At 41.2% G+C, this 21289-nt stretch carries 19 protein-coding genes, 1 tRNA gene and 1 other RNA gene; 3 read left to right on the top strand and 18 right to left on the bottom strand.

From position 1 onward, the window contains the following. Positions 1 to 52: 52 nt before the first annotated feature. The 6 genes from ABU615_RS00485 to ABU615_RS00460 form a co-directional block, all read right to left on the bottom strand. Positions 53 to 1483, bottom strand: coding sequence for a phage tail sheath subtilisin-like domain-containing protein (locus ABU615_RS00485; protein ID WP_370389331.1), 1431 nt, complete (start codon positions 1481 to 1483; stop codon positions 53 to 55). Continuing rightward, a complete protein-coding gene (locus ABU615_RS00480; RefSeq protein ID WP_100156897.1) occupies positions 1483 to 1662 on the bottom strand; it encodes a DUF2635 domain-containing protein in 180 nt (59 codons plus the stop codon). The genes ABU615_RS00485 and ABU615_RS00480 overlap by 1 nt, the downstream gene beginning before the upstream one ends. 40 nt (positions 1663 to 1702) lie before the next feature. Beyond that, complete coding sequence (locus ABU615_RS00475) at positions 1703 to 2296, bottom strand: phage protein Gp37 (RefSeq protein WP_267408045.1); 594 nt, start codon at positions 2294 to 2296, stop codon at positions 1703 to 1705. A 665-nt stretch (positions 2297 to 2961) separates the two neighbouring features. Then, a tRNA-Ser gene (locus tag ABU615_RS00470) sits at positions 2962 to 3052 on the bottom strand. Positions 3053 to 3118: 66 nt separating this feature from the next. Then, complete coding sequence (locus tag ABU615_RS00465) at positions 3119 to 3568, bottom strand: DUF441 domain-containing protein (RefSeq protein WP_100156895.1); 450 nt, start codon at positions 3566 to 3568, stop codon at positions 3119 to 3121. A gap of 116 nt (positions 3569 to 3684) precedes the next feature. Next, on the bottom strand, positions 3685 to 4182 hold the full coding sequence (locus ABU615_RS00460; RefSeq protein ID WP_267390471.1) for a DUF1841 family protein: 498 nt from the start codon (positions 4180 to 4182) through the stop codon (positions 3685 to 3687). Positions 4183 to 4396: 214 nt separating this feature from the next. On the opposite strand from ABU615_RS00460, the gene ssrA reads away from it, so the two are divergent. After that, positions 4397 to 4757: a transfer-messenger RNA gene (gene ssrA / locus ABU615_RS00455) on the top strand. A gap of 640 nt (positions 4758 to 5397) precedes the next feature. Here the strand turns inward: ssrA and ABU615_RS00450 are convergent. The 4 genes from ABU615_RS00450 to ABU615_RS00435 form a co-directional block, all read right to left on the bottom strand. Then, positions 5398 to 5829: a M15 family metallopeptidase gene (locus ABU615_RS00450; protein ID WP_370388984.1), complete on the bottom strand. Its 432-nt coding sequence runs from the start codon at positions 5827 to 5829 to the stop codon at positions 5398 to 5400. Between the two features lie 53 nt (positions 5830 to 5882). Further along, a complete protein-coding gene (locus tag ABU615_RS00445; protein WP_267390178.1) occupies positions 5883 to 6221 on the bottom strand; it encodes a hypothetical protein in 339 nt (112 codons plus the stop codon). Between the two features lie 3 nt (positions 6222 to 6224). Then, positions 6225 to 6713, bottom strand: a complete 489-nt coding sequence (locus ABU615_RS00440; protein ID WP_100140049.1) for a hypothetical protein — start codon at positions 6711 to 6713, stop codon at positions 6225 to 6227. 248 nt (positions 6714 to 6961) lie between these two features. Then, complete coding sequence (locus ABU615_RS00435; RefSeq protein ID WP_370386376.1) at positions 6962 to 7861, bottom strand: phage antirepressor N-terminal domain-containing protein; 900 nt, start codon at positions 7859 to 7861, stop codon at positions 6962 to 6964. A 364-nt stretch (positions 7862 to 8225) separates the two neighbouring features. Between ABU615_RS00435 and ABU615_RS00430 the strand changes: the two genes are divergently transcribed. Further along, a complete protein-coding gene (locus tag ABU615_RS00430; RefSeq protein ID WP_370388983.1) occupies positions 8226 to 8816 on the top strand; it encodes a S24 family peptidase in 591 nt (196 codons plus the stop codon). A 636-nt stretch (positions 8817 to 9452) separates the two neighbouring features. Here ABU615_RS00430 and ABU615_RS00425 read toward each other — a convergent pair. Then, positions 9453 to 9881 carry a hypothetical protein gene (locus ABU615_RS00425; RefSeq protein ID WP_367421999.1) on the bottom strand — a complete coding sequence of 143 codons (429 nt, stop codon included), beginning with the start codon at positions 9879 to 9881 and terminating at the stop codon, positions 9453 to 9455. 378 nt (positions 9882 to 10259) lie between these two features. Here ABU615_RS00425 and ABU615_RS00420 point away from each other — a divergent pair, with 378 nt between their 5' ends. Continuing rightward, positions 10260 to 10877, top strand: coding sequence for a LexA family protein (locus ABU615_RS00420; protein WP_367488694.1), 618 nt, complete (start codon positions 10260 to 10262; stop codon positions 10875 to 10877). Between the two features lie 244 nt (positions 10878 to 11121). On the opposite strand, the gene narI is transcribed toward ABU615_RS00420, so the two are convergent. From narI to ABU615_RS00385, 7 genes are all read right to left on the bottom strand, one after another. After that, the gene (gene narI / locus ABU615_RS00415) at positions 11122 to 11811 is read right to left on the bottom strand and encodes a respiratory nitrate reductase subunit gamma (RefSeq protein WP_370388982.1); all 690 of its coding nucleotides are present in this window, start codon (positions 11809 to 11811) and stop codon (positions 11122 to 11124) included. 13 nt (positions 11812 to 11824) lie between these two features. Beyond that, the gene (gene narJ, locus ABU615_RS00410) at positions 11825 to 12460 is read right to left on the bottom strand and encodes a nitrate reductase molybdenum cofactor assembly chaperone (RefSeq protein ID WP_100156886.1); all 636 of its coding nucleotides are present in this window, start codon (positions 12458 to 12460) and stop codon (positions 11825 to 11827) included. Positions 12461 to 12471: 11 nt separating this feature from the next. Next, positions 12472 to 14022 carry a nitrate reductase subunit beta gene (gene narH, locus ABU615_RS00405; protein WP_370388981.1) on the bottom strand — a complete coding sequence of 517 codons (1551 nt, stop codon included), beginning with the start codon at positions 14020 to 14022 and terminating at the stop codon, positions 12472 to 12474. 16 nt (positions 14023 to 14038) lie between these two features. Further along, entirely contained in the window at positions 14039 to 17734 is a 3696-nt protein-coding gene (locus ABU615_RS00400; protein ID WP_370388980.1) for a nitrate reductase subunit alpha, read from the bottom strand. A 98-nt stretch (positions 17735 to 17832) separates the two neighbouring features. Next, on the bottom strand, positions 17833 to 19203 hold the full coding sequence (locus ABU615_RS00395) for a NarK family nitrate/nitrite MFS transporter (protein ID WP_100156883.1): 1371 nt from the start codon (positions 19201 to 19203) through the stop codon (positions 17833 to 17835). Positions 19204 to 19215: 12 nt separating this feature from the next. Then, positions 19216 to 20439, bottom strand: coding sequence for a nitrate/nitrite transporter (locus ABU615_RS00390; RefSeq protein WP_370388979.1), 1224 nt, complete (start codon positions 20437 to 20439; stop codon positions 19216 to 19218). 186 nt (positions 20440 to 20625) lie between these two features. Next, a complete protein-coding gene (locus ABU615_RS00385) occupies positions 20626 to 21279 on the bottom strand; it encodes a response regulator transcription factor (protein ID WP_100140038.1) in 654 nt (217 codons plus the stop codon). Positions 21280 to 21289: the final 10 nt, after the last annotated feature.

Here is a 21289-nt window from a genome sequence, read left to right as displayed (position 1 = left end):
CCTTTATATTTAATAAGGTGTTAATGAAAAATTAACACCTTTAATAATTAATTTATAAATACAGATCCACGCGTGCAGCCAATACATGCAATCCATTAACTACATCAGCCGGTATCACTGCATCCAAACGATTTGGATCGCTGGGATTACGCTGTACAATCAATTTTTCTTTATTTTCCATTACCTGTTCCAGAATTTCTGCGCTTTCACATTGATTTAAAACATCCAGAATTTCGGAACGGACTTTTAAAGGTGTACGTTCAGACAGTTTTTCTCGTGGAAAACGTAAAGCTATGCGTTGATTAATCGCATCTCGAACATAATCAAGAGTACGGATAGTAGTAATATCCAACAATGCCGGATCATCAGTACCAGTTGCATTTTTTACATATGTTGAGACTGCTCGCATAATCTGTACGCGGTTAGATACAATATGCAACGGTGAAAGACCATTGTATAAAGCACTATTAAACTCAGCAAATAAAGGCCAGCTGGCATCAGACGTAATACTTAGACCTTTTATTTCAAGAGTATTTAATGGGCGGGCGGGATCAGTTTCACTGGCAATTACAGCCGCATAGCCTGCAGCAATAATGGCATTACCTTCTACAGCATTTTTATACCATGCTATAGTAATACGTCCACTGTTGATGTTATTAGCAAAAGTTGTTCCCGTACTTAGGGTACCTCGCCAGCCCATTACACCTATACAGCCGCGCTTTTCAATTGCATTTGATACCAGATCTATATGATCCGATAATTTTTTAGCATTCAGACTATCAGTAAATGCATTACAAATAATCTGATAATGCTTACCGGCTACTCTCTGCAGAGCAGCACTGATATCGGGATTAAGCTGTCCACCTTCAAATGGTTTGATATCCAGCACTACACTGCTGGCGCTGGATGTGTCTGTATTAAATGATGCCGACAAAGTAATTTCATTACCAATCGAACCTTTATTTTTAGCGGTTAACTGAATTTTATCGCTTACAACCTCTGCTGTAGCTAATGTGTTTACTTGGTTAATTATATTTGCCAACCGGTTATAAACTTCTGCATTAGTATCACCATTATTGACTGTCAGCTGACATTCCGTACCGCCGATATTAATCGTAAGGATACCTGAGTTAGCACCTGGATCTGCAATCGTAATGGCTATGCTGGCTTTAGCAGCAATACTTTGTTCAGCATCATTTACACCAATAATAGTTAAATCCAAATAAGGATTATTAGTAAATGCCTGTTTGACACAATAATGAGCCCATGACCCCTCACCAAAGAGATTAGCAGCATCGGCGTCACTAAATAATTGTACGGGTGCTAATGCCGGCTGTCTGCCTGTTGGTAGCATAGGTGCAATCAGCAGCATCTTCTGCGGATTAGCGGGCAATCCTCTTACTGTTGTCCGGGTATTGAATTCAATATACCGTCCTGGTACACGAATATCATTTCGCACCGTATCAAACTGGATATTTTCTATCATTCATTCACTCCTGTTTTATTTTCTTCGAAATTTTCAGTTATCATTATCAGATCGCCATCAGCCACCAAACGACGGTAGTAGAGAGTGTCCGGTACGTTAACCAATTGAGTTGTTATATAAGAATTAACGCGTTTTTCTTTTGGTACGCGCAAACCATCTGCTGCTTTAACCTTCATCTTCTTTCTCATGAATAGTTAGAACTTAATCCTGCCAAACTTAATTTTCTATTTCTTCTATATTCACCGTCAGTGAAGTAAATGGAGCATGTGGTTCGGAATGACTACCATTAAATTTACTAAATAAATAGTCAGGATTACTTACATCGTTGGTATATTCGGGATATTGATCACTTTCCAGCCCATAGATATCAAAACCTGCCTCAAATTCAATGGCATAAATATTCAAATCTTTACTATTGGCATCAGGAGGATTAAAAAAAACCGGACGAACCGATTTGGGCTGCAAACCTAAACTATTTAAGTGTTCATTTAATCTCTGTCCACTCAGCAGACGTAATACGGCATAAATTAAGTCATTGATATTGGTATTCTGCAAAGATTCTGAATCATTAATCTCATTATTTACACAAACTACATAAAAATTAGCTATTAATTCGAAACGTTGTCGTTCAGAACTCTTTATTTTTATATGTGCTTGATTAAGAGTTAATAACACAGATGTTTTTTTTTCTTTGTTGGTGAACGCATCTCTATTTTCAAGCCCACCAAAAAAAACTTCTATATCTGTGACTAATGATCCCAACCCCTGATGTAATCGCTCAATAATTGCATTTTGGATTTGATTAAGCACAATAAATACATTTCTCCTTTCTTTTTATATATATTTATCATAAATATTATGTATTACATTCACTTAACTATCGAATTAAATATTAAATATCATGTTTCTTTTAGTACAAAAAACAATTCTTGTATTTCACACTTCATATACATAATTCATCAATATCTTCTCGAAAGAGATATAACTTCACGTAATTATCCTGCAGTCAGTCAAAGATATGATTAAAACAACACAAAATGCTTAATCATATTTATGAAGCATTACTCAATGAATAAAATTTTAATATACGTTTGGTTCAACAAACTTTGCGTGTTTATTCAATTTTTTTAATACAAATAACCACAGTGACCCATTAATAATTTAGTCAATATCGGCTACAGTAGTAATTTTATATAGCAATTTAAATTCAAATATTTTCTGATCTATGTCACTTACTCGCATTAATCTTGATTAGTTTCTATAACACTACTTTTATTTTCTTTATCTTGTATTTTCCATTAGTGCATTTATTAGTATAGACTTATCACTCAATTTAGTGAGATTCATTGATTTAACTTGGAAATAAAAACAAATTCAGTACAAAAGCTATACGAAATAAATACATTTAAATAATATAACAATATCATATTAAACATATATAAAAAAAGCCGCATAAGCAGCTTTTATATAGAAACTGGCGGAGAGGAAGGGATTCGAACCCTCGATACGCTATTCACGTATACACGCTTTCCAGGCGTGCGACTTCAACCACTCATCCACCTCTCCAAGAAATGGAAGTGGGCGCATTATAACGAGCGGACCTCATTCTGGCAAGAACTTCAGGCAATATACCTATAGAATTAACGACAGTAATCCAGCAGCAATCAAAGGTCCCACCGGCACTCCACGTAAGAAAGCCACTCCAATAATCGTACCAATCATCAAACCTGTCACAATGGTGGGATTCATTTGCATTAGTTGTACCCCACGGCCACCCAGCCACGCAACGACAATGCCTACTACTACAGCAGCAATGGTTTTCCAGCTACTGGCCAAGGCCGCAATCTGCGCAGGCTGCACCTTACCTGTAATCAGCGGTGCCAATACACCGATCATCAGCAGCATAATTCCAAGCTGCAGCCCATATTTTTCTAATAGCGGTGCATATTTCAATAACGGTGTCTGCTGCACCAGTAGGATAATCAATGCAGAAATCGTTACTGAAGGATTATGTCCGAAAATACCCAACGCCACAAACAACAGTAGCAACAAAGCATTTGCATTACTTGCCCAAAAAGACATATCCATCCCTTAATTAAAGCTTACAGATTCCAAAATATTATGTACCACATTTAATCTGATAAAGTAAATCGGTACAAATGGTTAAACAATAAACTATAATTTATACTAGAGCAAATTCAATCTTTTTTTACGGCAGCTGTTTCGATTTCATGCGGATTCAGACGCGGGTTGTCTTCCTGTCCGAGCCCAACCAATCTACGCAGACGCGTCATATAAGCATTCACATCCAGCCCCTGCCCATAACGCTGTGCCAGCCAGAGGGTTTCCGCCAATGCTTCTATCATATCGTGCTCGGCTTTGACCCAGTCACCTGCATATTTTTTACATAACTGCTGATGAATGGCAGCAATACCAAATGGCTGATTAATCGCAACCTGCTCCTGTACTGACAAATGTAATGACAGATGCAAAAAAGGGTTAGTCTCCCCTTCTTCCGGCCGCCATGTACGGTTTAGGTATTGTTCGACATTTTCTAAATAAGGCGCATATTCGCTATGTGCGTCAATAATCCGTAACGCTTTCTGCTGTAAAGCATCTAACAGATGCGGCTGCTGACGCTTCTGCCAGACATCTGAAAAAAAATGACGTACATCATCAGTATTGACATCGTACATATTAACCAAGATTTCAAATTGAACCTGTAGATTATAAATCAATACGTTTGGCAACGATATTGCATCAACAGATTTACATTCTGCTCTAATTGTGTATATGCAAATTAATAAAGATAATTTAATATTTTAATCCAGCAGCCAACTTAGTTAGCATATAGCAATTCAGAATAAGTTTGCATATATCTCAAATAAACGTATAATTGACAAACTATCTGGGGGCGACCTTGGTTTCGACGGGGGTTGCAAAGCAGATGCGTGCATACCGGGGTCTCAGATTCCCGTTAAACCCTGAATTTATATAGTCGCAAACGACGAAACTTACGCTTTAGCCGCTTAAGGCTAAACGTTGCAACGGTTCGCCAATGGGCCGTGTGAGGCAACTCACCGCAACGACATTTACATTGGCTGGTTTAATGTCGTGTTGTCTGGCATTAAACGAGATTTATGGCAACTGGTTTACAAACAGCCTGTCTGTCGGCGGTTTGTGAATAAGATTCGAAGTTGGCAAGACTAAGTATGTAGATCGCTCTGTAGAGGACTTTCGGACGGGGGTTCGATTCCCCCCGCCTCCACCATCTCTACAGTATTTCTCTTTTAAAACTATTTAATTCATTTCCATATCACCTGATTTTCAATCTGATTTTATTAAACTGTTTTTAAATTTGTTTCCCTAGAACGCAAAAAAGCTCCCATTTAGGGAACTTATCTATTCAGCTGTTTAAGGTGAAGCATACCTGTGATTTGAATTTATTATAGCATTTATTATGTATAAGTCAATAAAATATCTTAACCAATTGAAATAATTATATATTTAAATTTTCCTCATTCGATTATTATATTTTCATCCAGCCAGACTTAATTCTGAAACAATTTACCCAAACAGATTTTATCATTCGTTTTTAAATGTTGATGAGATAAATATCTAGCCATTCTTATATAAATTAAGTAAATTTTCCGATTATCATTCGAGTAATAAATTTTGGAGGCAGATATTTAGCTTCTTAGAATCATCTGACTAATAGAATTGATTATATTTCTTAATCATGAATGATTGCTATATTCTTTTGTATTATCTCAGAGTAAAATTTTAGTCTGATCGCAGCATAATGATGAAATTATATAGACTATCCATTTTATTACAAATTTAATAAATGTGTTGATTACCAATAAATAATGACAACAACACAACAATTCCATTAGTGCTATTCAGTGGAGTTATACCTCAAAATGAGGATAGTCTTTGCTAGTTTTCCAATCCCCACCCCAGACAATTTTTACATTTAGTTCTGCTGCTGCTTGCTTCATTGCCAAAGCAATGGTGTGGAATTTATGCAAATCGTTCCAGTCTACTGGATACGGTACCAGATCAATTGCCTTACCAGTAACATGTTTACTGGCAAACGGATTATTTAACCAGGTAACTTTACTTACGGCTGGCTGTGCATATTTTGCTGGCACACCTTTTAGTGTACATTGCTGTTCGGTGCGGCCTTTACCGTAATTAATGCAACATTGTTCTCGTGTGCGTAGGCCTTCTGTTACCATAAAATCTTGAGTGGTCAGTTCTATTGCCCTTTTTACCACTCTAACTAGACCGTTATTTACCCCATACAGTCGCTGCAATGAGCGATTACTTAATTTATACATTTTTAATTTCCAAAAAAAGCAGCCTTTCGGCTGCTGATACTCATTTATAATTATTATTTTGTTGTATCATCGTGACCAACAAATTGTTCTGCTTTTCTACTTACAATATCAATAATGCGCTTTGCCAGTCCTGGCGCGGCGGCTTTGAAGGCATCAAGAAAGGATGTTGTAGACATACCTGCAAATACTCCTACACCAGCAAAAAGCCATGGGCGGTTTGGCGGAAAAAAGTAATCGGTCACTGCTGCTGCAAATATCATTCCCAGTAATACAAACAGTATGGTCATAAACCAACCATAGCGTTTATAATCTGTGACCAATAAAGAACCAGCTAGCCCGCCTATCAGCGCAAATAAAATACAGACGGAAAAAGCATTTTTTATTAACTCCATACTTTATCGTCCCTTGTGTTTCAAATCTTCAACCCGTTTTGTGTAGTTGATCTGATTACGTCCGGCTAGCGCACACACAACAGCTAATACCGGATAAGTTGTCATTCCGGTGGTCAGTGGTGGATACGAAGCCCAAAACGTAGCCGATATGACTGCCCATATCAGTGCGGATAAAATCAGTAAATAACCACAAAGCACGTTGCAACGATTAGATTTAAATATGGTTACAAGCAATTGCAATACGGCCATACCAATCAACAGTACCGAAAGAGTCAACGGATGTAATAACAAAAAGCCTTTATACAGTTTGAGATTAAAAACCTCGCTACCGCCCAGCAGAAATATGCCGGCAAAACCGATCATAATCAGTGCGCTGGTTACGGTAATAACGCGTGTACCTGTATGAAACAACCATTTTTGTAATTTATCCGGCAAAAATCTTAAATCCAGCAGTGAATAAAGTAACTGTAATACCATTTCCACATTTTTCATAAATCAACCATCAAATCCTCAGAAAACAAAAAAACCGGCAAATGCCGGTTTTTGTACCCATTAATAATAAAATTTTCATATTTAATTTATTGTATAAATATTTGTTTTGTTTTTTCAATATTTCTCCTTCTGTAATTTAGTCATTAGTTCAAGATTTTCTACCAGTTTCATCAAATGAAAACTGTTTACCATCATATTCTGTGCAAAGCAGTGTGTAAGTTTCGTTTAGTACCAAACTCTTGGGAAGATTACATCAGCTTAGCCAGATGCTTGCGCGCAGATTCTTTAATTTCTGATTCGGGCATTTTGTCAAATAAGGGTAGAAAAGCCTTATAGCAGTTATTAAAGACATGCTCTATTTCATAAGCATATTTATGGACCTGATTTTCGTATTTGCTGCCAAAAATATGCAATGCTGGCAGTAAATGCTCAAACATAAGTCGCATATTCTGTGAGCATACAAATGATTCATATAGATTATCTAGTTGAGCCGGTGGTACCATTATGTCAGTAAAACCATTATTATCTGGTTGTGCATTACCGAGACTAACTTTTTTAACAGCTACGCGGCTGAGTAGACACAGCACTTCACTAAATTTGGATGCGGGTACATGCTCGTAGCTGACACCATAGCGGGTTTGTACTGCCTGCCATAATGTCATGGCCAGTTCTGCCTGTTTTTCTTTGGCAACGGATAATACAAGTTGCCGATGCAGTGCTTTTATCACAGCAATCTGGTCACGTTGTAAGCCGGATTTATTTTTGTCTACTGGTTGTGGACAGCACGGCTTTTTTAACGTACGTGGTTTACGCCAGTAAGCCTGTATAGCTTCTGCACACTCGCTCTGATAAATTACTACTGTGTCTTTAAGGCTATCTTTCACTTTTTTGGGATTGATGCTCTGCAACCAGTTACTTAGCTTTTTTAATGGAATTGCTAATATTTTTTTGGTGCCATTTTTAATTGGAATGGATAAAAATCCACAACCATACTTTTGATAACAGCCTCTGAGTTTTCGATGCTGGGTCGACCAGTCCAGACCGATTCCGCTGACTACAGATTTCATGCACACGTAAACTGTATTCTTGATTTTAACTGTAGCCAGACTACTCCCATTAAAAGAAACAAATGTGATACTATTATTCATTCAAAACTCCTTAATTTGAACTTGGGATTTTGTTTACTTAATACCTCAAAGGTGGCAGCCTTTGAGGTATTTCCTTTTAAGTTGCTATACTAATTAAATATATTTAATTTTTTTTATTTTCACCTTGTATTAGTTTATTGTTAATTTAAGTTTAAATAACTTAAAACTACTTTGGGTTAAACTTAATGACAGTTTTGACTCAATATAAATTCAGGTAATATACCTCTTACGGTTATTAAATATAGCCATTTATGGCTATATTAAAATCTATAAAAGATAATTACAAGCATTTAATGGCTATTTTTAACCATTCTTTGTCATTTTTCGATTAAATTTTTATTTATTAATATCTTACGTTTTTACCATGAAATTTGCCATTCAACTCAAAGCTGCCAGATTGGCTGCTGGGCTTTCTCAAAAAGAGCTTGCCTTTAAAACTGGCATTACGCCTTCTCTAATTTCCCGTTACGAACTGGGTAAAGTTGCACCCAGACTGGAAACGGTTAACCGGATTATGCAAATCCTTAATTTTCAGCCCAGTGAAAGCATATCGGAAGGCCTGTTTAATGATGATGCGTTTATTCCGATTCCTCCTCTGCCGTCTCAAAATACCCATTCAAAAACTTCTCAACTTAATCTGTACCGAGAGGATATCAAGCTAAATAATTTGCAGGTAGACAATCTGGTTAGTATCACCATGAGTGGTGATTCGATGCATACTTTGTTAAATGATGGTGACAAGCTCGTTGTGGATGTTTCAAAAAAAATACCTGTAGACGGTAAGATTTATGCATTTAATCAGGGTAGTCTGCTCAGAATCAGGATACTGCAAAACTTACCTAATGAGCGGGTAAGAATGAAAAGTTATAATAATCATGAATACCCAGATGAAACTGTTGGATTAAATCAGATAGAAATTATTGGACAAATTGTATACAAAGCCGGTTTTATATAAATGTTCCCAGATTCAGCTTTTGCTACTCGCAATATTCAGTTTTTTTGTTTGTGTACAGCCGAATACGCTATCAAGTATTCGGCTGGTATCGTAAATACAGTTGTTGAGTTTTGTAATATTCATATCAATCATTTTAAGAGAATAATGAGATGATTTTTACGTTTGTTATTTAACTGATGAGATTAATTTAACATAGTCAGATTCCAAGCCATTTTATCTGAAATCTGACCAATTACGAATTTTCCTGACCATTTTTATTCTTCCTTTTTCCATTAAAGATATTTTTTGGTAGTTTTTGCCTAAATAAGTTCATTTATGGTGTCTGATTTTATATGTTTAACAACTCAGATACTGTTGTAAATATAAGCTCATGTCTACTTAGTTAAATATTATTAGTTATGGTCTGGTTGACCACATCTTCACTGCCTATAAAGGTATAAAAAAACGGATTTCTGTACGCAAAATCCGTGCTGATGATAAATCTCTTATTTTTGTTAATTATGCGCTGCCATGATTTAACCGGTTTCGTAATCACCAAATGCAAAAAAGCTCCCTTGCGGGAACTTTATCAAACAGCTGTTTAAGGTGAAGCATACCTGTAATGTATAATTAATTATAAGCTGTGATGGGATAATGTCAAGTATTATAGCGAAAATATTTTTCAAATTGTGGCTGAAGTTTCATTTCCTGCCAAAAACGCCATAAGCTTTGTTCTATTGCTTGATTCCATTCTTTGCTGGAGTAGCGTCGGCGCTGGTTGCGTTTAACGGAGTTTTGATTCTGGCGTTTATATAAAGGGCTGAGTTTGCAATATTTACTAGACAGAGTGGCAAAGGCTTCGCGGTCTTTGTAAAACAGGTTGCCCATAGTGTTTTTTACCATGTCATACACTTCGGGCTGATAGGTAGGATAAAAAGCTTGCTGGGGGCTTTTATTAGGTGCTTCTGGCTGATATTTCCATTCTATACTTCGGCAATGTCCCTTTTTGATGCTGTCTTTCATGCAGTACTCATACGCGCGCAGTACTTTTTCTGCAAGATCAATTTCTGATTTATAGTCTGTCATAGATTCACCTTATGTAAGTGATGTGCCAAAACCATTAGGCGATACTTAATTAATGTATTGTTTAAGGAAAACTAGTTATTTGCTTTTTTTAAGTTACTTGCCATATTATGAGATAAATGTTTATTTTTAAATTTGCTTTTGAAGCATATTTTTTAAAATTTCAGAGTTTCTAAACTTTTGAAATCAATTCTTTGACTAAACACTAAATCACTGTGTGAAGATTATTTTTAAAACCTTATCAATTATCGATAATAATCAACAAAGTATTTTATATTCGTTTTAATACAAATATAATATTAAGCTAATATCTAACAAAATGCAAATCATTGCCTAATTATAGTAAGTCTAAATAAGATTAGGTAAACACTAAGGATAATTATGTACACTGGTAAACAATTAGGTGATGCAATTAAAACTGCTATTGAGCTAAAGGGTGTGCGAAAAGCTGATGTGGCGCGCGCTTTTGCGATAAAACCGCCCTCGGTAACGAGCTGGATACAGACTGGGCGGGTTGATAAAGCTCATATTGATAAGTTGGTATCCTATTTTGCCGATGTTGTGAAGCCGGAACATTTTGGAATCGGTGCATTTGAAGATAATGAAGTTTTGTTTAATGGCTTTAAAGTACCACTGTTGTCATGGATAGATGCAGCTAAGCAGCTGGATAGAAAAACCTTACTGGTTGCTAGTAATATTTGGGTATCTGCTTTGCGCAAGCCCAGTGCACAGGCGTTTGCATTGGAAATCAAGGGAGACAGTATGGAACCAGAGTTTACGGCAGGCGACAAAATTGTAGTAGAACCAGAGCTGCCGGTACAACATGGCAATTTTGTGGTAGTGCGCGAAAGTGGTAATGAGGCGATGTTTAAACAATATGTAAGAGAGGGTAATCGCCATTATCTGAAGCCGCTGAATAATCGCTACCCGATTATCGAGATGTCGGATCAGTTCCATATTTGCGGCATTGTGACTGAGAAATTTAAAATTTATATTTAAAATGTTACACAAGAATCTTACAGGCAAGTTGAGAGATACTGAAGAGTGACAACGCTGACTGGATGTAATAGACATTTTTTTGTGGATTACGCATTAAGAATGCGATGATTTTTAGCACATTATGCTAGATAAGCCTGTGGTAAATCAATTTTTTTAGTGGATTTATTTTTGCTACGGTTTGGCTGTCATAAATTTAAGGCAATACTGAATATCAGCATTGCCTTAAATTGTTCTAAGCAATTGTTTAATAACGTCTGCTTCTGACCAACTGGGCTTGGCGTTTTAGGTACACTAATGCGCCAAATCCACTCCAAATATGTACTAGCCGAGTAAATGGAAAGATAACAAATACGCTCATACCCATAAATAGGTGAAGTTTGAAAATCGGATGAGTATGAGCAATGATGTCAGCTGCTCCGCTGCGGAAAGTGACGATATGCTGCGCCCATTGCATCAGGCTAATCATTTCCTCCCCGTCCAGATGGTGTGCGGAAACATGAATGGTTCCTAATCCCAGACACAGGGTAATTAGCAGCCAGATTAATACCAATTTATCACGCCACGTGCTGTTGGCGAGTAAACGCGCACTACTGAAACGGCGATAAATCAACATTATAAGACCGATTAAAGCCAGTGTTCCCATGATGCCACCGGCAATCATGGCTGTGAGCTGCTTGGTTTCATGACTGATGCCCAGCGTATCCCACACGAACACTGGTGTTAATAATCCAACTAAATGGCCAAAAAACAAACCCAGTACGCCGATGTGAAATAGGATATTACCCATGCGCAATAAGCGCGGATATAGTAGCTGGCTGGATTCGGATTTCCACGAATATTGGTTGGTATCAAATCGAATCAGACTGCCCAGAAAAAAGATACTGGCGGCAATGTAGGGAAAAATGCCGAATATGAATTGATTAAGATAATACATGCTGTCTCCCGGCTTAGCTGAGTTTTTTCTGGCGGAAAAATTGCACTTCCTGTACGGATGGCTGGTTTAACAGAGGTTCGAGTCCTTCTGCGGTGGGGCCAAATTTTTCCAGGGCTTCATCCATATTACGTACCGGTGCTGCCTTTAATGGCTGCGGTGCCACTGGCGACAAGGCCACTACTGCATCCATTACCGGCGCATAAATGGACTGGCTTTTATGCAGATTGGCCGCAATGTATGCAATGACATGCACGGCATCAGCTAGCAACTGCTGCGCCTGCTGGCTGTCGATGCCGGATAGAAACTCCAGAAATAAGGGCAGATAATCCGGCAGTTCGTTATTTTCTGGTTCTAGACCATGTGCCTGATATTCTGCTAGCAAGTCGACCATTGCCTGCCCACGTGCTTTGTCTTCACCATGCAGATGTTCAAACAGATGCAGGGCATGGTTGCGGTTGCGGTCGAAAGTATCGACATACACTTCCTGAAGGCTGATTTCATCGTATGCACGCAAATGATTAAAAAATGGTTCCAGCGCTGCGGACTGTTCCAGTGCAGCATACTGGTTGACAGCAGTATGCAGTTCTTCAATATGGCTCAGCCATTGTTGCCGCGGATAGCTCAGTAAAATGGATAATATCTTATACATTTTCTGTTTCCTTATACTGACTGGCGTTCGTTTTTCTTACGCAAACCATGAAATACTATCGGTGCAGCTTTACGAGTACCAAACAAGCTCTCTTTGCTATGGCCATTGTGGCAGCCATCACCAAAGGTGAAACCACATCCAGCTTTTTCTTCAAAGGTATTGCTAACCAGTTCTTTATGAGCACTGGGGATGACGAAACGATCTTCATAGTTGGCAATAGCCATAATCTGATACATTTCTTCGATTTGCTGCGCGCTCAGTCGGTGGCCTGACAGCTCCTGCAAAGCCTGTTCAGCAGAATGGATTGTTTTAGTACGCATGTATTTACGCATATCAATCATGGTTTGAAGGGCATTGACAATTGGTTCTGTTTTGCCGGCTGTGAGCAGATTGGCCAGATACTCGAGCGGAATACGCATTTCTCTAAGCTCTGGTATGAGGCCATGCTCACCAATCACTCCTGATTCCAATGCTGACTGAATCGGAGATAATGGTGGTATGTACCATACCATTGGTAAGGTGCGGTATTCTGGATGCAATGGGAACGCTACTTTCCATTCAACGGCCATTTTATATACAGGAGAATTCTGTGCTGCCTGTATCCAGTCGGCAGGAATGCCTTGAGCAAGCGCTTCGCGGGCAATTTCTGGATCGTTTGGATCAAGGAAAACATCAAGTTGCTGTTCGTATAAATCCTGAGGATTTTCTACAGCGGCGCTGGAGCTGATACGGTCGGCATCATACAGCATTACCCCTAAATAACGGATACGGCCAACACAGGTTTCCGAACAAATAGTAGGTTGACCACCTTCTATACGTGGATAGCAGAAAATGCATTTTTCTGCTTTACCTGACACCCAATTGTAGTAAATTTTCTTGTATGGACAGCCGGAAACGCACATGCGCCAGCCTCGACATTTATCCTGATCTATCAGTACGATGCCATCTTCTTCTCGTTTATAAATGGAGCCAGAAGGACAGCTGGCCACGCAGGCTGGATTAAGACAGTGCTCACACAGGCGTGGCAGATACATCATAAAGGTGTTTTCAAAAGCAGCATAAATGTCCTTCTGTATGCCATCAAACAGTTTGTCCTTTGAGCGTTTGGCAAATTCACCGCCCAGATCATCTTCCCAGTTTGGCCCCCATTCGATTTTGTCCATCTTCTTGCCAGTTAATACCGACACCGGCCGTGCCGTTGGTGGGGTTTGCATCAGTGGAGCAGCTTGCAAATGCTCGTAATCATAGGTGAACGGTACATAGTACTGGTCGATGGCCGGCATATTTGGATTAGCAAATATATTTGCCAGTATTTTTAGGCGATTACCCTGCTTTAGCTTAAGTTTACCAGTACGTTCGCGTACCCAGCCGCCTTTATATTGCTCCTGATCTTCCCAGTTTTTTGGATAACCGATACCGGGCTTGGTTTCGACGTTGTTAAACCAAGCGTATTCCACACCATCACGGCTGGTCCAGACATTTTTGCAAGTCACGGAACAGGTATGGCAACCGATGCATTTATCCAGATTCAGCACCATGCCGATTTGTGCACGTATTTTCATAATTTGTGTTCCTTACTTATTCAGCCGCCGGGGTTGTGGCCGGTGTATCCAGCCAGTCCACCTTGTTCATTTTGCGTACTACCACAAGTTCATCGCGGTTGGTACCTACCGTACCGTAGTAATTGAATCCCCAGGACAATTGAGCATAGCCACCAATCATATGAGTCGGTTTCATTACTACTTTAGTCACAGAATTGTGGATACCGCCACGTTTGCCAGAAAGCTCCGAACCGGGCACGTTGACAATTTTTTCCTGTGCGTGATACATCAGAATCATGGTTTCCGGCACACGCTGGCTAACAACAACGCGCGCGGTTAATGTGCCGTTGACATTGAACACTTCCACCCAGTCGTTATCCTGCAAACCGGCACGTCTAGCATCGATTTCCGACATCCATACATGCGGACCACCACGAGATAAAGTGAGCATGCGCAAGTTATCAGAATAGGTACTGTGAATCCCCCATTTCTGGTGCGGGGTGATGAAATTCAGCACAATTTCTGGATTTCCGTTGCTTTGATGGCCTTTGACATTGAGTGTGGTCTTCAGGTCTACCGTTGGCCGGTAAGAAACCAACCCTTCACCAAACAAACGCATCCATTGATGATCTTGGTAAAACTGCTGACGTCCTGTCAGCGTACGCCATGGAATCAGTTCATGTACATTGGTATAACCAGCGTTGTAGCTGACTTTTTCACTTTCTAGACCAGACCAAGTTGGCGAAGAAATAATTTTACGCGGCTGCGCCTGAACATCACGGAAGCGAATGGCATCGTCTTCACGTGCAATCGCCAGATGAGTATGGTCGATACCGGTATTTTTAGACAAAGCCTCCCAAGCTTTAACAGCTACATGGCCATTGGTTTCCGGCGCTAAAGTTAAGATCATTTCTGCTGCATCAATAGCACTGTGTAGTTTCGGCTGTCCTTTTGACACACCATCGCTTTGCGTATTGTTGAGCTTGCGCAGTAAATCCACTTCTGCCGCGGTCTGCCAGCTAATCCCTTTGCCTCCGTTGCCAATTTTTTCCAGCAACGGCCCTACAGAAGTAAATTTTTCATAAATGGTGCCGTAGTCACGCTCTACTACTGTCATTTTTGGCATGGTTTTACCCGGTACTGGTTCGCACTCACCCAGTTTCCAGTCTTTAGGGTCAAATGGCTGAGCCAATTCTTCTGGACTATCATGCATCAATGGTGTTAACACCAAATCTTTGCGCACGCCTAGATAATCTTTAGCGGTTTCAGAAAATGCCTTGGCTAGACCACGGTAAATATCCCAGTCTGTACGGCTTTCCCATAATGGTTTCACTGCCTCGCTTAATGGATGAATAAACGGATGCATGTCCGAAGTATTCAAATCGTCTTTTTCATACCAAGTAGCTGTAGGCAGCACGATATCAGCATATAAGCAAGTAGTAGACATACGGAAATCTAACACTGTAAGCAAATCAAGCTTACCTTCAGCAGCAGGCCGTATCTTCACATCCATCGGCTTAATGGCATCTGTCTCATCGCTCATTAATGCATTCTGTGTACCCAGCAGGTATTTCAGAAAATATTCATGCCCCTTGCCAGAAGAACCAAGAATATTTGAACGCCATACAAATAGGTTGCGCGGGAAGTTTTGTGGATTGTCTGGATCATTACAAGCCATATCCAGCACACCGGCTTTCATCTGCTCAACCGCAAAGGCAATCGGGTCTTTGCCCTGCGCTTCCGCGTCACGGGTCACATCCAATGGATTGCGCGCCAGTTGCGGTGCAGAGGGCAGCCAGCCCATACGCTCCGCTTTTACATTGAAGTCAAGCTGACTCATATTAGCCATCTGGCCTGCATGAGTAGGTGCAATCACTTCTGCCATATCCAGCTTTTCGTGTCGCCACTGGCTGGTATGTGCATAAAAGAACGATGTGCCATTCATTTGCCGCGACGGACGGTTCCAGTCTGCAGCAAATGCAAGCGGTGCCCAGCCTGTTTGCGGACGCAGCTTTTCCTGTCCTACGTAATGGCACCAACCACCACCGCTCTGGCCAATACAGCCACACATCATCAGCATGTTGATAATGCCGCGATAAGCCATATCCATGTGGTACCAGTGATTCAGACCAGCCCCCACAATTACCATACTGCGGCCATGGGTTTCATGCGCATTTTGCGCAAATTCGCGCGCCACCTGAATCACCAGCTCTGGCTTAACACCCGTATGCTTCTGCTGCCACAGAGGTGTATACGGTACATCAGCCAGATAATCATCTGTCACACCATCACCACCAAAGCCGCGGTCGATACCATAATTGGCACACATCAAATCAAATACTGTGGTGACCAAAATTTCTTTGCCATCGACACCTGTAATTTTTTTAACCGGAATATTTTTCACAATTACTTCAGCTGCATCTTCGCCACCAAAGTAATCAAAAGACACCCCCATAATCGCATCATGATTTTCGGCCAGCGAAATCTGAGCCTGAATATCGGCACTGTCGGATTTTTCCGCGCGTAGATTCCATTTTCCCTGCTCGCCCCAGCGGAAACCAATTGAACCTTTTGGCGCTACAATGTCGCCGCTATTTTCATCAATTACCAAAGTTTTCCATTCAGGATGATTAGTTTCATCCAGACCGCCGGCCATCTGGCTTGCACGCAGGAAATAACCCGGCAGCAAACGACCATTGTCCCGATTCAATACCACTAGATTCGGCATATCGGTTAGGCGGCGGCAGTAATCGACAAAATAAGCCGATGGATTCTGCAAATGAAACTCTTTCAGAATCACATGTCCCATCGCCATTGCCAGCGCTGCATCTGTACCCTGCTTCGGCGCCATCCAGATATCACTGAATTTCACCATTTCGCCATAATCAGAAGACACCGCAACCGTTTTCGTACCCTTATAACGTACTTCAGTGTAAAAATGCGCATCTGGCGTACGTGTCATTGGCACATTTGAGCCCCACACCATCAGATAGTTGGCGTTGTACCAATCCGCAGATTCAGCTACATCTGTTTGTTCGCCCCATGTCTGCGGACTGGATGGCGGCAGGTCACAGTACCAATCATAAAAGGACAGCGGCACCCCGCCAATTAAGCTTAGATAGCGTGAACCAGCAGCATAGCTCACCATCGACATTGCCGGAATCGGCGAAAAACCAATTACACGGTCAGGGCCAAATTCCTTAATTGTAAATGCATTGGCAGCGGCAATAATTTCATATGCTTCATTCCAGTCCAAACGCACAAAACCACCCAAACCACGCTGAGATTTATATTTTTTTGCACTTTCTGGATTCTGAGTAATACTCTGCCACGCTTCAATCGCGCCCAGACTTTTACGTTTCTCGCGCCACATGCGCAGCAAAGACGCACGAATCATCGGATATTTCACCCGCTGAGCTGAATACACATACCAACTGTAAGAGGCACCTCGCGGGCAGCCACGTGGTTCATGATTTGGTAAATCGGCACGCGTACGCGGATAATCTGTCTGCTGCATTTCCCACGTAATCAGCCCATTCTTAACAAACACGCGCCAGCTGCAGGAACCTGTACAGTTCACCCCATGCGTCGAACGCACCACTTTGTCATGCTGCCAACGCTGGCGGTAAGCATCCTCCCACTCGCGTCCTTCGGCTACCACCGCACCATGTCCGGCAGAAAAAGTTTCCTTGGTTTTACGTAAAAAATTTAGTCTGTCTAAAAAATGGCTCATGAATTTGTGCTCCACAGAGGCCTCAGCCCCTAACAGTTTCTTATTGATTTATATTTTTTAAGCGCTATCGTCCGCGACCACAGCGCCATAACAGCAAACTAGCAGCGCGTTACTGATTGCTTACGCACATAAAACCAGTAATTAATCAGCAGACAGCTCACATAGAAAACAATAAAGCCCCACAATGCCATCGAAACACTGCCAGTAGCCTCAATCGAAGAACCGAAACTTTTTGGAATTAGAAAACCACCATACGCGCCGATGGCACCCATAAAGCCCAGCACCGTGGCTGATTCTTTAGTAGCATGTAATTCCGCACTCTTAACATCACCCTGATGCAAGTGACGGTGAAACAACGAAAAAATCCGTGGTGCCTGCGCATAAGTCGAACCATTACCAATACCACTGAACGCAAACAACAGCATAAAACTACAAAAGAAACCAACAAAATTGCCAGAATTGCTACCCATCGGCTGGCACACCAGCACCCCGATTACCCCGACAATCATCATGGCATAGCTGATTTCAGTTAATTTTGCTGCCGACATCCGGTCAGACAGCCAGCCACCAACCACGCGCAGTATCGCGCCAACAAACGGACCCAGAAATGCTAGCTTAATGGCATCAATATGCGGAAAAGAACGGCTAATCAACAACGGAAAAGCAGCTGAAAAACCAATAAACGAACCAAACGTACCCACGTACAGCCAGCACAAAATCCAATTGTGCAAACGTTTGAAAATAATTGACTGTTCTTTTAAAGAAGAATGCAGGCTACCAATATCATCCATACCAAACCAAGCTGCCAATGTACTGAGCACGATAAATGGCACCCAGATAAAGCCGGCATTTTGTAACCACACCTGCGTTGTACCCTGTGGCGTCGTAATAGTTTGTGCATCACCACCCAGTGCCCCAAACAGGCAGGTCGTAATCGCCAGTGGCACCGCTATCTGCACAGCAGATACCCCTAGATTACCTAAACCAGCATTAATACCCATGGCCTGACCTTTTTCCGCTTTCGGAAAAAACAGACTGATATTGGACATCGAAGAGCTAAAATTTGCCCCGCCGAAACCACACAACAGTGCCAGCACAAACATCGTACTGTATGAAGTATTAGGATTCTGTACAGCAAAACCCAAACCTAATGCTGGAATCAGTAAGCTGGCAGTAGAAATCGTTGTCCACTTGCGTCCGCCGAAAATCGGAATCACAAAAGAATAGAAAATTCGTAACGTGGCACCCGAAAGAGCAGGCAGCGCAGCTAGCCAAAACAGCTCGTTACTGCTGAACTTAAACCCCACAAGTGGCAGTTTCACCACTGTCACACTCCAAACCTGCCAGATAGCAAACGCCAGCAACAAAGCAGGAACAGATATCCATAGATTTCTGCGAGCCACAGTACGGCCTTTGCTTTGCCAAAACTGACTGTCCTCTGGACGCCACTCTTTTAAAATTTTACCCATATCAACCTCAGATTATTGATGCTTCTGATTTTTCAGAGAAAAATGCATCCAGATTAAGCTAATACACACCGTACCAAACATCAGCATAAATGAGCTGGAACGAACACCAGTCCAGTCCACCAACACACCGAACATAATCGGTAGCAGAAAACCACCTAGCCCACCAGCCAAACCGACCACGCCAGAGACAGTGCCCATATCTTCCGGAAACTCATCAGAGATAAACTTAAATACAGATGCTTTACCTATCGCCAAAGCCACACCCACAACAAATAGCAAAATCGTAAATACCGTAGCATTCAAACCAATATGCATATCAAGATGACCGCTTACCGTACGGATAGACATCTGCGTCTGCGGATAAGACAACAGAAAAAATGCAATCCAGCAAATCCACATCACAGCCCAAGTCACTTTATAGGCACCGTATTTATCCGACAGCCAGCCTCCGAAAGCACGCAACACTCCTCCTGGCAAAGAAAAGCACGCAGCCAGTAAAGCAGCTTGTGTGAGTGAAAAGTGATATTCACCAACGTAATAACTCACCATCCACAAAGAAATACCCACATAACCGCCAAATACCACTGAATAGAGTTGACTATATTTCAATACTTGAGGATTTTTCATCAGCAATAGCTGTGCTTTCAGACTAGGCTGTTTGGCATTGGCTAATTTCGGTTCTGGATAACTGAAAAACCAGAAAAGCAAAGTAATCACCAATAAAATAACTGCATATACCCGCGGTACTGCCTGCCAGCCATAAGCAGTAATCAAAACTGGTGCCAGAAACTTATTCAGCGCTGCGCCCGCATTGCCAGCACCAAAAATCCCCATGGCAAGACCCTGCCGCTCCTTACGAAACCACTTTGCCACATAAGGTGTACCAACAGAAAAAGAACCGCCTACAAGACCCAGCCACAATGCAATCCACAAAAACTGGCTATATGTATGCGCATATTCCAGCAGCCAGACAGCAGGTACACACACCAGCATTAAAAGAAAAAATACAATCCGGCCACCAAAACGATCTGCCCAAATACCCAACGGCACCCGAATAAGCGAACCAGACAACACCGGCATTGCAGTTAGCAAACCAAACTCTGTTTCATTTAAATGCAGCTGTTGTTTAATCGGCAAACCAAGTACAGCAAATACCATCCAAATCATGAAGCAAATAACAAAAGCAATCGTACTGGACGTCAGCACAGTTACCGACTTTCTGACTTCAGAATTCATCTTGCACTTCCCCCAAAAAAATTTATCCTAGTGTACGTAATCCCTCTTTCATATCCCATTAGTCATCAGATGCAGAATCGATACTTCAAAAGAACAACCATATATAAGCAAACTGGCCTATTGACAAAATCAATAGGCCAGTTCAAAACGCAAAATTAAAAAAATTACACAGCTACTATCCCATCACTATTTATCCAAACCGTGTTCAACAGCATAAACTGCTGCTTGAACTCGGCTCCCAAGATTAAGCTTGCGCAAAATGTTCTGCATATGAACTTTTACTGTACTTTCAGTTACTTCCAGATTGCGCGCAATAAGCTTATTACTGTTACCACGTGCCAGCCAGCGTAAAATCTCCCGTTCCCGTGGCGTTAGCGGTTCCTTCAACTCATGATTTACAGGTTCCTTCCGCCTAAGCTGCGTCACCAGCTTACTGGTCATTTCGGGTGAAAGCACACTGTCACCATTGATCGCTTTTTCGATACTATCGAGCAGAAATTCTGTATCAATATTTTTAAGCAGATAACCCCGTGCACCTAGGCGCATACATTCCACTAAATCACCACCGTCTTCAGATACAGTGAGCATCAGCACCACTTGTTGAGGATTATGGCTCATCATTTGCGGCAGTGCCTCTAACCCACGCATCACAGGCATATCTAAGTCCAGCAACACAGCATCAGGTTGTAACTGCTGTTGCATTTTTACCCCTTCCAGCCCATCAGTAGCTTCACCCACTACCTCAAAACGCTCACAGCTATCAATTAAAGCACGCAAGCCACGCCGAAAGAGCGTATGGTCATCCACAATCAGAATCCGGTACTTTTTTTCATTAGCCATCATTAATTTC

The sequence above is a fragment of the Snodgrassella alvi genome, assembly GCF_040741455.2.
In the GTDB taxonomy this organism is placed as follows: domain Bacteria; phylum Pseudomonadota; class Gammaproteobacteria; order Burkholderiales; family Neisseriaceae; genus Snodgrassella; species Snodgrassella alvi_E.
The sequence above is the reverse complement of the archived record's forward strand: the minus strand, read 5'-3'. Positions and strand labels throughout refer to the sequence as shown.